The organism is Verrucosispora sp. ts21 (assembly GCF_002879555.1).
Taxonomy (GTDB): domain Bacteria; phylum Actinomycetota; class Actinomycetes; order Mycobacteriales; family Micromonosporaceae; genus Micromonospora; species Micromonospora gifhornensis.
In genome coordinates this window covers 1-13,434 of the sequence record NZ_PNOZ01000120.1, presented here as the reverse complement: position 1 = coordinate 13,434, position 13,434 = coordinate 1, and the positions used below count along the sequence as shown (strand labels likewise).

12 protein-coding genes are annotated in these 13,434 nt (G+C 72.8%); 4 read left to right on the top strand and 8 right to left on the bottom strand.

All coding sequences use genetic code 11. From position 1 onward, the window contains the following. Positions 1-2: 2 nt before the first annotated feature. The gene (locus C1A38_RS29150) at positions 3-929 is read right to left on the bottom strand and encodes a diacylglycerol kinase (protein ID WP_102660895.1); all 927 of its coding nucleotides are present in this window, start codon (positions 927-929) and stop codon (positions 3-5) included. Between the two features lie 339 nt (positions 930-1,268). Between C1A38_RS29150 and lanKC the strand changes: the two genes are divergently transcribed. From lanKC to C1A38_RS29130, 4 genes are all read left to right on the top strand, one after another. Further along, positions 1,269-3,869 (top strand): class III lanthionine synthetase LanKC, encoded by a 2,601-nt coding sequence (lanKC, locus tag C1A38_RS29145; RefSeq protein ID WP_102660896.1) that lies wholly within the window; start codon positions 1,269-1,271, stop codon positions 3,867-3,869. Between the two features lie 6 nt (positions 3,870-3,875). After that, entirely contained in the window at positions 3,876-3,995 is a 120-nt protein-coding gene (locus tag C1A38_RS29140; protein ID WP_013734295.1) for a SapB/AmfS family lanthipeptide, read from the top strand. A 74-nt stretch (positions 3,996-4,069) separates the two neighbouring features. Continuing rightward, positions 4,070-5,797 (top strand): ABC transporter ATP-binding protein, encoded by a 1,728-nt coding sequence (locus C1A38_RS29135; protein WP_102660894.1) that lies wholly within the window; start codon positions 4,070-4,072, stop codon positions 5,795-5,797. Further along, positions 5,794-7,572, top strand: a complete 1,779-nt coding sequence (locus C1A38_RS29130) for an ATP-binding cassette domain-containing protein (RefSeq protein WP_102660893.1) — start codon at positions 5,794-5,796, stop codon at positions 7,570-7,572. Before C1A38_RS29135 ends, C1A38_RS29130 begins: the two co-directional genes overlap by 4 nt. 112 nt (positions 7,573-7,684) lie before the next feature. Here the strand turns inward: C1A38_RS29130 and C1A38_RS29125 are convergent, their stop codons facing one another. The 7 genes from C1A38_RS29125 to C1A38_RS29095 form a co-directional block, all read right to left on the bottom strand. Next, the gene (locus C1A38_RS29125) at positions 7,685-8,263 is read right to left on the bottom strand and encodes a response regulator transcription factor (RefSeq protein ID WP_102660892.1); all 579 of its coding nucleotides are present in this window, start codon (positions 8,261-8,263) and stop codon (positions 7,685-7,687) included. A 100-nt stretch (positions 8,264-8,363) separates the two neighbouring features. Next, complete coding sequence (locus C1A38_RS29120; protein ID WP_233197096.1) at positions 8,364-8,969, bottom strand: response regulator transcription factor; 606 nt, start codon at positions 8,967-8,969, stop codon at positions 8,364-8,366. 451 nt (positions 8,970-9,420) lie between these two features. After that, complete coding sequence (gene tatC, locus C1A38_RS29115; RefSeq protein WP_102660890.1) at positions 9,421-10,371, bottom strand: twin-arginine translocase subunit TatC; 951 nt, start codon at positions 10,369-10,371, stop codon at positions 9,421-9,423. 18 nt (positions 10,372-10,389) lie between these two features. Further along, positions 10,390-10,677 carry a Sec-independent protein translocase subunit TatA gene (gene tatA, locus C1A38_RS29110; RefSeq protein WP_102660889.1) on the bottom strand — a complete coding sequence of 96 codons (288 nt, stop codon included), beginning with the start codon at positions 10,675-10,677 and terminating at the stop codon, positions 10,390-10,392. A 224-nt stretch (positions 10,678-10,901) separates the two neighbouring features. Further along, positions 10,902-11,150: a hypothetical protein gene (locus tag C1A38_RS29105; protein ID WP_102660888.1), complete on the bottom strand. Its 249-nt coding sequence runs from the start codon at positions 11,148-11,150 to the stop codon at positions 10,902-10,904. Between the two features lie 9 nt (positions 11,151-11,159). Next, the gene (locus tag C1A38_RS29100) at positions 11,160-12,164 is read right to left on the bottom strand and encodes a helix-turn-helix transcriptional regulator (protein ID WP_102660887.1); all 1,005 of its coding nucleotides are present in this window, start codon (positions 12,162-12,164) and stop codon (positions 11,160-11,162) included. A gap of 52 nt (positions 12,165-12,216) precedes the next feature. Beyond that, entirely contained in the window at positions 12,217-13,263 is a 1,047-nt protein-coding gene (locus C1A38_RS29095) for a helix-turn-helix transcriptional regulator (RefSeq protein WP_102660886.1), read from the bottom strand. Positions 13,264-13,434: the final 171 nt, after the last annotated feature.

The window sequence follows — 13,434 nt, the reverse complement described above, 5'->3', positions numbered from 1 at the left end:
GGTTAGGGGAGGAGGAGGTGGAGGGCGGCGGGGGTGGCGGTGATGGTGATCGGGAGGGGGAGGCAGCGTTCGCCGTCGGCGTAGGTGGTGATGTCGGGTGCGGCGATCTCCACGGTGCGCGCTCGGTAGCTGCCCACCAGCGGGTGGTGGATGTGGGTGCCGTGGTAGATGTTCGGCTTCTCGCGGATCAGCATGCGCCGGTTGAACCGCCCGCCCACCACGACGTCGAGCAGTCCGTCGGTCGGGTCGGCCTCCGGGCAGATTCGCATGCCGCCGCCGTAGGACGCACAGTTGCCGACGGCCACCAGCGCGGCGTCCAGTTCGTGGGTTTCGCCGTCGAGGCGCAGCGTGTAGCGACGCGGGCGCAACCGGGCCAACTCCACCAGGATCGCCAGGTCGTACCGGCGAGGGCCGCGCGGCCAGCGCATCCGGTTGGCCCGTTCGTTGACGATCGCGTCGAAGCCGGCCGCGAGCACGGCGCCGAACCAGCGGTGTTCGCCGGTCGCCGTGGTGATCCGGGCCAGGTCGACGGGGCGGGAACGGCCGTCCCGCAACGCCGTCGCGATGGTGTCCACGGCCGTCAGTGGATCGGCCGGGAAACCGGTCTCGACGGCGAAGTCGTTGCCGGTGCCGGCCGGCACCGCGCCGAACGGCACCCGGGTGCCGGCCACCGCCTGCAGGGCCACGTGCACCGTGCCGTCGCCACCCACCGCGACCAGTGCCGCCGCTCCGTCGGCCACGGCCTCGCGGCAGGCGGCCTCGGCCTGGCCACGGGTGTACGCCTCCAGCACCCGCACCGGGTGTCCACCCGCCGACAGGCGGTCCAGCACCTCGGGTAGCAGTCGCCGGTGCCGTCCTCGACCAGCGGTGGGGTTGGCCAGTACCGCGACCGGCCGATCGACGGCTGCGGGGTGAACGTCAGGTGTCACGGCGACCGGCCGATCGACGGCTGCGGGGTGGTCGTCAGGTGTCACGGCGTACGCCGCATCCGTCCCGGCTGCTGCTGAGCCCTCGCCGCCAGACGCAGGTCGGCGGCGTCTTCACCGCCGACACGCACGACCCGGGCTCTCGGTCGCGTCGGCCCGCACCGCGAGCGGTCGTGCCAACCGCCGTCGCCCGGGACCCGCCTGACATTTGTCACGGCCAAGAGTGTGGCACACACCTCACGTCATGACTGATCACACTGGAAGCGCCATAGGCCGAATAGACAAACTCATATCAGCCAGCAAGACCGAGGGCTCAGCCGATCAGCGGAGGGAGTGGTCACGGTGGACGATCGCTACGACAGCTACTGCGCCGCCGACCGACACTTCTACGACTCGCTGGGCAACGCCGCCGCAGAGCCCACCTTCGCGGCGGCCCGGCGGTCCCTGCCCGAGGGTTGGCGCACCGAGCCGCTCGACGACTGGCTGATCTACGCCCCTGACGGCGGCTCATTGCCGCAACAGGGCTGGAAGATCCACGTGTCGGCGACCCTGGACAACGCCGAGCAGGTGCTGGACGCCGTCTGGAACTACTGCGTCCCGCGTGGACTGTCGTTCAAGTTCCTCCGCGGCCCCCGCACCCTGCTGCTGCGCAACTCCAAGTACGCCTCCCGGGCGGCCAGCGGCAAGTTCGTCACCGTCTACCCGCATGACGACGCCGAACTGGAACTCGTCTGCAAGGAGCTCGACGAACTGCTCACCGGCGAGTCCGGTCCGTACATCCTCAGCGACCTGCGCTACGGCGCCGGCCCGGTGTACGTACGCTACGGCGGCTTCGCCGCCCGCTACTGCCACTCCGCCGACGGCCAGGTCGTCCCGGCGATCGAGGACGACAACGGCGCTCTGGTGCCCGACCGGCGTGACCCGGTCTTCCACGTACCGTCCTGGGTGAGCCTGCCCGACTTCCTCGCGCCGCACCTGGCCGCCCGCAACGCCACAAGCACCGACGAGGTGCCGTACCGGGTCGAGAAGGTCATCCACTTCTCCAACGGCGGTGGCCTCTACATCGGCCGGGACCTGCGCACCGACACCCAGGTGGTGCTCAAGGAGGCACGACCGTACGCCGGTCTGGACGCCGACGGCACCGACGCGGTGGCCCGCCTGAGCCGCGAGGCAGCGGCGCTGCGTCGACTCGCCGACCTCCCGCAGGTGCCCCGGGTGCACGACGAGTTCACCCTCGGCGAGCACCGGTTCCTGGCCCTGGAGTTCATCGAGGGCCGGGCGCTGAACAAGGTGCTCGTCGACAGGTACCCGCTCATCGACGCCGACGCCACCGACGCCGACCGCGCCGCCTACACGCGCTGGGCGCTGGACATCCACCGGCAGGTCGAGGAGGTCGTCCGGGCCATCCACGAACGTGGCCTCGTCTACGGCGACCTGCACCTGTTCAACGTGATGGTCCGCCCGGACGACCGGATCGCCCTTGTCGACTTCGAGGTCGCCGCCCCGATCGACGGGCATCGCCGGCCCGGCCTGCGCAATCAGGGCTTCGCCGCACCCCGCGACCGCACCGGTCCCGCTGTCGACCACTACGCCCTGGCCTGTCTGCGCCTGGCCCTGTTCCTGCCGCTGACCCAGCTGTTCCGGCTGGCACCGGCCAAGACCGCACACCTGGCGGACGTGATCGCCGCCCGGTTCCCGGTGCCCGGAGCACTCCTGGACGCCGCCGTCGCTCAGATCACCGGCGAGCGTCCGGCAGCAGCGGAAGACCGGCCCGATCTCACCGTCGACGTCGGGCCTTCGCACCGCGACCGGCTGGCTCGGGCGATCCTGGCCAGCGCGACACCTGAGCGCGACGACCGACTCTTCCCCGGCGACATCGAGCAGTTCCGCAGCGGTGGGCTCAACCTCGCCCACGGCGCCGCCGGAGTCCTGTACGCGCTGCACGTCAGCGGCGCCGGACGCCGGCCGGAACACGAACGGTGGCTGGTACGCCGGGCCACCTCGCCCGCCGCCGGCACCCGCTGCGGTTTCTACGACGGCCTGCACGGCGTCGCGTACGCCCTGGAGCAGCTGGATCGCCGGCAGGACGCCCTCGACGTGCTCGACATCTGTCTGCGGCAACCGTGGGACGGGCTGGACCACAGCCTGGCCGGCGGCCTGTCCGGGATCGCGCTCAACCTCGCCGAGCTGGCCGGACGCACCGGCGAGACCACCCTTCGCGACGCCGCCTGGCGGGCCGCCGACCGGGTGATCGCGCAACTCGCCGACGCACCGGAGTCCGACGTCAGCGGCGGCCGGCACCCGTACGCGGGACTGCTGCGCGGCCGTACCGGACCGGCCCTGATGCTGATACGGCTGTACGAGCTGACCGGCGATCCGCAGTTACTGGAGCACGCCGCCACCGCGCTGCGGCAGGACCTGCACCGTTGTGTGGTACGCCCCGACGGCGCGCTGGAGGTAAACGAGGGCTGGCGCACCATGCCCTACCTGGGGCAGGGCAGTGTCGGCATCGGACTGGTGCTCGACCAGTACCTGCGGCACCGCGCCGACGAGCGGTTCGCCGAAGCGAGCGCCGGTGTCCGTCGGGCCGCCCGGTCCCCGTTCTACGCGCAGTCCGGCCTCTTCGCCGGGCGGGCGGGCATCGTCGCCTACCTCGCGGCGTACCCGGACGATGCGGAGCTGTCCGCGGAACTGACCGCGCAGGTGCGAAGCCTCGCCTGGCACGCCCTGCCGTACGCCGACGGGGTCGCCTTCCCCGGCGAGCAGCTGTTGCGGCTGTCCATGGACCTCGGCACCGGCACCGCCGGCGTCCTGCTGGCACTGGCCGCCGCCCGACCCGACACGGCGGTGACGTTGCCGTTCCTCGCGCCCCTGACGGGCGCCACCGACACCCTCGCCGATGCGAGGGGAACCGACCAACCCGACAAGCACGGGAGGAGGTGACACGACATGGCGCTTCTCGACCTTCAGGGCCTGGAGATGGCCCCCGCCGACCGCACCGGCGGTGGCAGCCGGGCGAGCCTGCTGCTCTGCGGCGACAGCTCGCTGTCCGTCACGACCTGCAACTGACGGGTCGCCACGCGAGGCCCTGGGCGGGGCGATGTACCCGCCCAGGGCCGCACGTCTTTCTCGCGGGAGGTCCGATGCCGACACCGACCGGCCCCGACCGGCTGCTGCGCCGGGTGGTCCGTGACGGCGGCGGTTGGACCGGCCTGCTCACCGTGGTGGCGCTGATCGGCGCCGCCGCCGAACTGGCTCTGCCGGCGTCCCTCGGGTTCGCCGTCGACGCCGCCGTGGGCGGTACGGCCTCCTGGTGGCCGGCCGTCGCCTGCGCGCTCGTCGCGATCCTCCTGACCACCGACATCCTCGGTGACGTCGCCGCCGGCTACGGCGCGGCCCGGGCCACCGCCCTGCTGCGTCGGCGGCTGCTGCGTCACCTGTTCGCCTGCGACGTACGCACGGTCCGCCGCTACCCGGTGGGTGACCTGGTCGGCCGGCTCGTCGGTCAGGCCACCGACGCCGGGCAGGCGGGGACCGCCGTGGTGTTCGGTGTGGTCGCGCTGCTGCCCCCGGTCGGCAGCGTCGTGGCGCTCACCCTGATCGAGCCGCTGCTGGGGCTCACCCTCCTCGGCGGGCTGGCGGTGCTCGCGGTGCTCATGCGGGCCTTCGTCACCGACGCCTCCGCCGCCGTGACCGGATACCAGCGCGTGCTGGGTGCCATCGCCGGGCGGCTGCTGGAGGCGCTCGGCGGGGCCCGCACCATCGCCGCCGCGGCAACCGTCGACCAGGAACGCGAGCGGGTGCTGAGCGCACTACCGGAACTGCGCGGGTACGGGCAGCTCGGCTGGCGGCTGCTGGCCCGGGCGAGCGCCCGTACCGCGGCCGTGGGTCCGCTGTTGCAGGCGGCCGTCGTGGCCGTCGGCGGGTACGCGCTCACCGTCGGCTGGCTCACCCCCGGGCAACTGGTCGCCGCGATGCAGTACGCGGCCCTCGGCGCCGGACTGGGCGCGGTGCTGGCCACGCTCAACCGGCTGGTACGCGCCCGGGCGGCCGCCAACCGGATCGCCGAACCCCTGGCCCACCCCACCCGCCGGTACGGCGACGAGCCTCTCCCGTCCGGCCGGGGTGAGCTGCGGCTGTGCGGCGTCGGCGTGCACGGCGAGGACGGGCGGCCGGTGCTGCGGGGCATCGACCTGCTGGTGCCGGCCGGTGCCACACTCGCCGTCGTCGGGCGTTCCGGCGTCGGCAAGTCGACCCTGGCCGCCGTGGCGGGCCGACTGCACGACCCGGACGCCGGTGAGGTGTTGCTGGACGGGGTGCCGCTGCACCGGTTGAGCCCGGAAGCACTGCGCCGGGGCATCGGGCAGGCGTTCGACCGTCCGGTCCTGGTCGGCGAGACGATGCACGACGCGATCGGTCTCGCCCTGCCCGACGAATCGGCCGGCCCGCCCGCCGGTGCCGCCCCGGCGACCGGCGAGGTGCTGGCCGTGGCGCGGGCCGCCCAGGTGGCCGACGTGGTGGCCCGCCTGCCCGACGGGTTCCGCACCCGGCTGACCGAGGCGCCGCTGTCCGGCGGTGAGGCACAGCGGATCGGGTTGGCCCGCGCGTTCCCGGCGCAGCGGCTGCTGATCCTCGACGACGCCACGTCCAGCCTGGACACCGCCACCGAGCACCGGATCAGCCGGGCGGTGACCGTGGGGGTCGGCGGTCGTACCCGGCTGGTGGTGACCCACCGTGCGGCGACGGCGGCCACGGCCGACCTGGTCGCCTGGCTCGACGGCGGCCGGGTACGGGCGGTGGGGCCGCACCGCCGGCTGTGGGCCGACCCGGACTACCGGGCGGTCTTCACCCCCGGTGGTGACCTCCGATGATCGGCGTCCGCCGCACCACCTGGGCTGCCCTGCGGGCCCGCCGCCGGCCGCTGGGGCGACTGGCTGCCTGGTCGGTGGCCGAGTCCCTGCCGGCGCTGCTCAGCGGCCTGATCGTGGCCCGCGCGGTCGACCGGGGTTTCCTGGCCGGCGAGTTCGGCACCGGCCTGGTATGGCTGGCCGGGCTGGCCGTTGCCGTGCTGGTCGGCGCGGTCGCCACCGGGCGGGTGTACCGCAGTCTCGGTGCCGTGGTGGAGCCGTTCCGCGACGAGTTGGCAGCCGGGGTGGTCGACGGCGCGCTGCGCGAGGCCACCCGGGCCGGTGGACGCCCGGACAGCGCCGCCGTGGCCCGACTGACCCAGCAGGTGGAGGTGGTCCGGGACACCTTCGGCGGGCTGCTGCTGGTGGTCCGCGGTTTCCTGTTCACCGCCGCTGCGGCGCTGCTCGGTCTGCTCTCCCTGTCGCCGCCGCTGGCCGCGGCGGTGGCCGCGCCGCTGGTGCTCGGGCTTGTCGTGTTCGCGGCGGCGTTGCCGTCGATGGTCGCCCACCAGCGGGCTCAGGTGGCGGCCGGTGAGGAACTCGGCCGGTCGGCGGCTGCCACGTTGGCCGGGCATCGTGACGTGATCGCCTGCGGTGGGCAGGAGCGGGTCGTGGCTGTGGTCGACCGGCGGGTCGTGGCTCAGGCCGACGCCGAACGGACGCTGGCCCGGATGGCGGCGCTGCGCTCCCTCAGTCTCGGGCTGGGCGGCTGGCTGCCGGTGGTGGTCCTGCTGCTGGCCGCGCCGTGGCTGGTGGGGCGCGGCCTCAGCACGGGTGCGGTGCTGGGCGCGCTGGTCTACGTCACCACCGGGCTGCAACCCGCCCTGCACGCCCTGGTGCAGGGCGTGGGCGGTGGCGGCCTGCGCTACGCCGTCACCCTCGACCGGATCCTGCGCAGCTGCCCGCCGACCGACCCGAACACCGCCGCCGGTCGAAACGCCGCCACGGCGGAGGGCGGCACGGCGGAGGGCGGCACGGCGGAGGGCGGCGTGGTGCCGGCGGTGCGGGTCCGCGGGCTGACCTTCCGGTACGGCCCGCACGCCCGGCCGGTCCTCGCCGACTTCACCCTGACCGTGGCCGACGGTGAGCACCTGGCCGTGGTCGGGCCGAGCGGCGCCGGCAAGTCCACCCTGGCCGCGCTGATCGCCGGGCTGGTGCCGCCGGATTCCGGCAGCGTGCACCTGGCCGACACGCCGGTCGCCGCCGTTGCGCCGGAGACACTGGCCCGGCTGCGGGTGCTGGTGCCGCAGGAGGCGTACGTCCGCTCCGGCACCCTCGCCGACAACCTGCGGTACCTGTGCCCGGACGCCGACGAGGAGACGGTGGCGGCCGCACTGGACGCGCTCGGGGCCGGGCCGCTGGTCGAGCGTCTCGGCGGCCTGGCGGCCGAGGTCGAGCCCGGTCGCCTCTCGGCCGGGGAACGGCAGCTCATCGCCGCGGTCCGGGCCTACCTGGCCCCGGCACCGTTGGTCATCCTCGACGAGGCGACATGCCACCTCGACCCGATGCTGGAGGCCACTGTGGAAGAGGCGTTCGCCCGCCGCCCCGGCACCCTGGTGGTGATCGCACACCGGATCAGTTCGGCGATCCGCGCCCGGCGGGTGCTGGTGTTCGACGACGACCGGCCCCTGGCCGGCAGCCACGAGGAACTGTTGCGCCGCTCCCCCACCTACCGGGAACTGGTCGGCCACTGGCAGGAACTGACCATCCCGGCCCACCGGCCGCTCACCCGGACATGACCGCCGACCGCCGCCGCTCCGTCGCCCCGCCGCCGTCGCCGGCTCGCACGGCCACCTGAAGCCGGATCTCGGTCCCGGACGGCAACTCCACGCCCACCGACGTTCCGGGCGGTCAGATCCAGCCCGCCTCGTGGGCCACCCGGACCGCCTCCACCCTGGTGCGGGCACCGACCTTGCGGGTGATCCGACCGAGGTGATTGCGGACCGTGCCCGGCGCGAGACCGAGGGCCCGGGCGACCTCCGCGACCGGAGCGCCCGCTGCGGTCAGATCGAGAATCTGGGTCTCCCGGGAGGTGAGCGGGCTTGCCCGGGTCAACGCCGCCATCACCAGTTCGGCATCGATCACCGACTCCCCGCGCGCGAGCCGCCGGACCCCGTCCAGGACCCGGTACGGGGCGACGTCCCTGCCGAGGATGCCGAGGGGACGCCCCGGCACGAGGACCCGGTGCAGGCGGCGTGCGCGACGCTTGTCGACGAGTACCAGCAACGGACACCACCCCGCGACGGTGGCCGTGCCGACCAGGTCGAGATCGATGACCGCCACATCGGGACGCCGGGCCCTGATCAACCGGGCCAGACCGTCTCCCCGGTCCACCTCCGCCACCACGCTGATGTCCGCCTCGGCGGTGAGCACGAGGGAGAGCGCGCCACGGACCAGAGCACCGTCGAGGGCAAGCAGGGTACGGATCACGGTGGACCTTCCCGGAGATCGCCAGGCGGATCACGAACCGTCAGCATTCAAACACGTACCGGTCAGTACGGCTCACGGTGTCCCCGGCCGCCCGACGGGCCTAGATCCAGCCGTGGCGGCGGGCCTGCCATGCCGCCTCCATCCGGTTGCGGGCACCCGTCTTGCGCATCACCGCCGACAGATGGTTGCGCACCGTGCCGTGCGCCAGGAAGAGACGGCGGGCGATCTCCTTGAGCGGCAGCCCTTCGGCGGCGACCCGCAGCACCTCCGCCTCCCGACGGGTCAGCGGGCTACCCGGGGGCATCAGCGCGGTCACGGCGACCTCGGCGTCGATCACCCGTCCGCCGGTCGCCACCTCCCGTACCGCCCCGACCAGCGCCTCCACCGGCGCGTCCATGCCGATCAGCCCGTGCGCTCCGGCCGCCAGCAGATCCCCGACCACCGTCGGACTCCACCGGCGGCCCATCGCCAGCACCGCGGCGTCGGGTGCCGCACCCGCGATCTCGGCGACCACCTCGACCGACGGCGCGATCTCCGAGGCCAGGTCCACCAGTACGACGTCAGGGCGGTGCCGTCGCAGGACGTCGGACAGGTCCAACGCCCGGGCCACCTGGGCCACCACCTCGATCTCATCCTCGCTCGACAGCGCTACGCAGAGCGCGCTGCGCAGCAGACTCATCTCCTCGGCGACGACGACGCGAATCAATACCTGGCTCCGATCGGGGAACGCACCCGCCGCCGTCGTAGTCCCGCTGATGGGACTCCCATGGGCAGCATGGGGTTAGGCCGGATTCTTCGCAGGACACGGGTGCCACAACGAGCCGGGCGGCTACCGACGGACGTGCGGGCAGCTGGCTCACCACCACACGGCCGGGACGCACGCGGCCGTCGTCACCCGTGCACGAGCAGGTCAAGTCGGCGAGCGATAACGCAACGTACGGCGCACGTGGCAACGACCTTCCTCGTCGAAGTGCGACAACACATCGTTAAGGCGTCATTACCCGTCTGTTGCGCCGAGTAGGCCCGGTGACGGATTGCCGACTGCATCGCTGACAGGCAGTGAGCCATGCGCTAGGAGCCCGTCGCAGCGCATGGCTGCCAACAGCAGGCGACCCGCCCGCTGCATCACAGGCGCGGACGGGTCACCTCGGCGACCGTCAGGTCACGTCGTCGTAGCGCCGCTCGATCGGCTTGGGCGCGGTGATCGGCTCCGGTGCCTCGATCGGGCTGACCGCCTCCACCGGCTGTCCCGCCGCCACCTGGTCGCGGTCGACCTCCAGCGGGGATGCCTCGTCGTCGCCGATGCCGGCGTAGACCTCCTTGCCGCGGCCCTTGCGCCGGTCGTTGAGGAACGCCACCCCGACCGCGATGAAGTAGAGCAGGCTGAGGCAGAGCGCCAGCAGCGTCATCCCGAACGGGCCCGGGTCGGGCGTTGCCACCGCCGCGAACGCGAAGCAGATGAACACCACCACCCGCCACCAGCTCAGCAGCCGCTTGGCGCTGACCACCCCGGTGAAGTTGAGCATCAGCAGGGTGAGCGGGAACTCGAAGGCCACCCCGAACAGCAGGATCATGGTGGTGACGAAGCTGATGTAGCGGGTCACCTCGAGCTGCGAGTCGGTGCCCGTGACACCGGCCTCCAGCAGGAACGCCAGGCCCTTGTCGACCACGAAGTAGGCGAGCACCGCGCCGGCGGCGAACAGCGGCGCCGCGATCGTGACGAAGACGTACGCCCACTTGCGCTCGTGCCGGTGCAGGCCGGGCGCGATGAACGCCCACAACTGGTAGAGCCAGACCGGGGCGCCGATGATCAGCCCGATCCAGAGCGCCAGTTTGAGTTTGAGAATGAAGCCGTCGGCGGGGGCCAGCATCAGGAACTGCTGGCAGTCGCCGTCGACCATCATGCCCGGCAGTCGACAGTACGGCTGCTTGAGCAGGTTGAACGCCGGCTGGGCGAGCGCGAAGCCGGCGATCAGCCCGACCACGATCGCCAGCGACGCCCGGAACAGCCGGGAACGCAGCTCGCGGAAGTGCTCGACGAGCGTCATCGAGCCGTCGGCGGCCCGTTCGAACTTGCTCGGGCCACGCTTACGCAGGGCGAAGGCCACGGTGGTCGGGCCCCTCGCTCAGTTGTCGCGGACGCGCTGCACCGGGTCGACGACCGGCTGCTGCACCGTGCCCTGGTACGGCTGCTGCTGCGGGGGCTGCGGCGCGAGCGGCTGGTAGCCGGCCTGAGCGTCGGCCTTGCCGGCCAGGTCGCGGTCGTCGTCGTCAGCCAGGCTCTTGGTCTCGGCCTTGATGATGCGCAGCGAACGACCCAGGGAACGCGCCGCGTCCGGGAGCCGCTTCGCGCCGAAGAGCAGGATCATCACGACCACGAGTACGGCGATGTGCCAGGGCCTGAGGGCACCCATGTGAAGCTCCAGTCGCTTGTGTCAACGGGGGTGGTTCCGCAGCCCATCGTACGTGCGACGAGAGCTGTTGCCACCCACCGGGGCGGTGGTGGATCCGTTCCGGCGGGTGAAGTCTCAGCCACCCGCAAGCGTCTCGTCAACTAGTTGACTCCGATCTTCGGACCGAAAGCCGGTGCCGCTGCGCGAACGATCGGCGTGGCTGCCCACATCCACAGCACCGCAGCTCAGTCGCCTCGGCGGGCCCTGATCACGGCGAGGCGACGCTGGGTCGTCTCCAGCCGCCCCTGCAACCCTTCGGCCCGCTGCTGCAGGCTCTCCGCGGCCACGCCCAACGCCGCCGCCTCGTCGGCCCGCCGTTGCAGGCGCACCGCGGCCCGACGCAGCTGCGGCAACCGGGCGAGTAGCGGACGGACCGCCAGCGCGAGGACGACCAACGGCACCAGCACCAGCGCGAGCACGATCCACTTCAGCACGGCGTCAGCCTACTGCCTGGGCACCGCCGCCGCCGGGTCCGCGCCGGCCGGCACCGGCCTCGCGTACGCCTCCAGCGCCGCCACCGCCGTGTCCCGGACCTGCTCGGCCAGCTCCGCCGGGGCCAGCACGGTGACCTCCGAGCCCAGGCCCAGCACGAACCGTCGGGCCCAGCCGAGATCGGTGACCCGCAACGAGACCACCCACCGCTCACCGTCGGACTCCACCCGCTCGCACGGGTAGTACTCGGTGATCCACCGTTCGCCCCGACCGATCCGCAACGTGATCAGCGGCAGGTCCGGCGAGGGGCGGAACACGCCCTCGCTGAGATCCTGAGGGCGGGCCTGCGGCGGCACCACGGCCGGCTCGTCCAACTCGGTGACCGCGTCGATGCGGTCGGCCCGGAACAGCCGTACCGCCTCGGCCCGCCGGCACCACGCCTCGACGTACGCCCGACCACCGGCCATCAGCATCCGCAGCGGGTCGATCACCCGCTCGGTGGTCTCGTCGCGCGCCCGGGTGTAGTAGGTGATGCGCAACGCGCGCCCACCCTCCACCGCGGCCCGCAACTGCTCGACCCGGCGCGCGTCACCGGGCAGCCGTACCTCGACCGGCGCCGCCACCAGGTCGCCGCCGGCATCCTCGATCTTCGCCAGGGCCCGCTCGACGGCCTCCCGGTTGGCCACCCCGGGGGTCTCGGCCAGCATCCGCAGCGCGACGACCAGGGCGAGCGCCTCGTCCGGGGTGAGCCGCAGCGGCCGGTCGATACCCGCGTCGTAGGTGATGGTCACCCGGTCGCCGTCGAAAGCCATGTCGATCAGGTCGCCCGGACCGTAACCCGGCAGACCACAGACCCAGAGCAGCTCCAGGTCCTCCCGCAACTGCCGCTCGGTCACCCCGAGATCGCCGGCCGCCTCGGCGATCTCGATGCCGGGCCGGGCGAGCAGGTACGGCACCAGGTTGAGCAGCCGCGCCAACCGGTCGGCAGAGGTCCGCGTGCCAGCCTTCACACTCACCGGTCAGACCTTCCGTTCGCGACTGCGGGGCTCGCAAGCTCACTCCTCGCGCTCACCGGTCAGACCTTCCGTTCGCGACTGCCGGGCTCGCAAGCTCACTCCTCGCGCGTACCGGGACGGCGGGCGGGAGGTCGTGGTGGGCGGCGATCTCCTTGAGGCGTTGAATGACCGCGTCGCGCACCTCCGGTGGGTCCAGCACCCGCACCTCGGGTCCGTAGCCGACCAGGTGACTGGCGATCAGATCCACGTCGGTGTACGGCAGGACCAGGCGGTCCGCCTCCGGCCCGAGAGTCACCTCGACAGCCACCCGACGCAGCCCGGCGGCCCGCCCGGGAGTGACGAGCACGGTGGCCCGTCCGGTGTGTTCGGTCGGGCCGGACCAGCGGGCCACGTGGCTGATCAGGTCGACACCGACGGGCGGCTGGTAGGCGCCCGGCGTACCCGTGGCGCGTACCTGGCCGACCACCCGGGACAGCCGGAAACAGCGGGTGGCGTCACGATCCAGGTCGTGGCCGACCACGTACCAGCGTCCCCGCCAGCAGACCACGCCCCACGGCTGGAGTCGCCGACGATCGGGTGCGTCCCGGTCCGGTACCCGGTAGTCGAAGCGGACCTCGCGCCGGTCCCGGGCGGCGGCCGTCAGCGGCGCGAACGCCGGATCGACGTTGACCATCGGTTCGAGCCCGAGGGTGGCATGGGGATCCACGTCCACGCCGGCCGCACGTAGCTTCGCCAGGCCGGACGACGCGGCGGCCGCCAACCCCGCGTGCTGCCACAGCCGGGCAGCGATGCCCACCGCGGCGGCCTCGTCGGGTTTGAGCGGAATCTCCGGGAGGGCGTACTCCCTGCGGGCGATCCGATATCCCGGCTCCGTGTCGAAGGCGCTCGCCGTGCCGGTCTCCAGCGGCACGCCCAACTCCCGCAGCTCGGCCTTGTCCCGCTCGAACTTGCGCTGGAACGCCTCGTGCTCACGGGCATCGTCCGGATCGTGCTCGTAACCGGGCACGGTCGCGGCGATCTGCGCGGCGGTCAGGAACCGCCGCGTAGACAGCAGACAGATCACCAGGTTGACCAGGCGTTCGGTGCGGCTGCGCGACACCCCGTAGACGCTAGCAGCCAACCCACCCCCCACACGCACCCCCGCCGACACGTCAACCCCCTCCCTCATCCAACCCCGCCGATCTTGCACTTCCCGTCGCCAACTCACCCCTTTTGACATGTTATGCCCCGACAAGAAGTGCAAGATCCACGGGTCGGAGGGCGGGGCGGG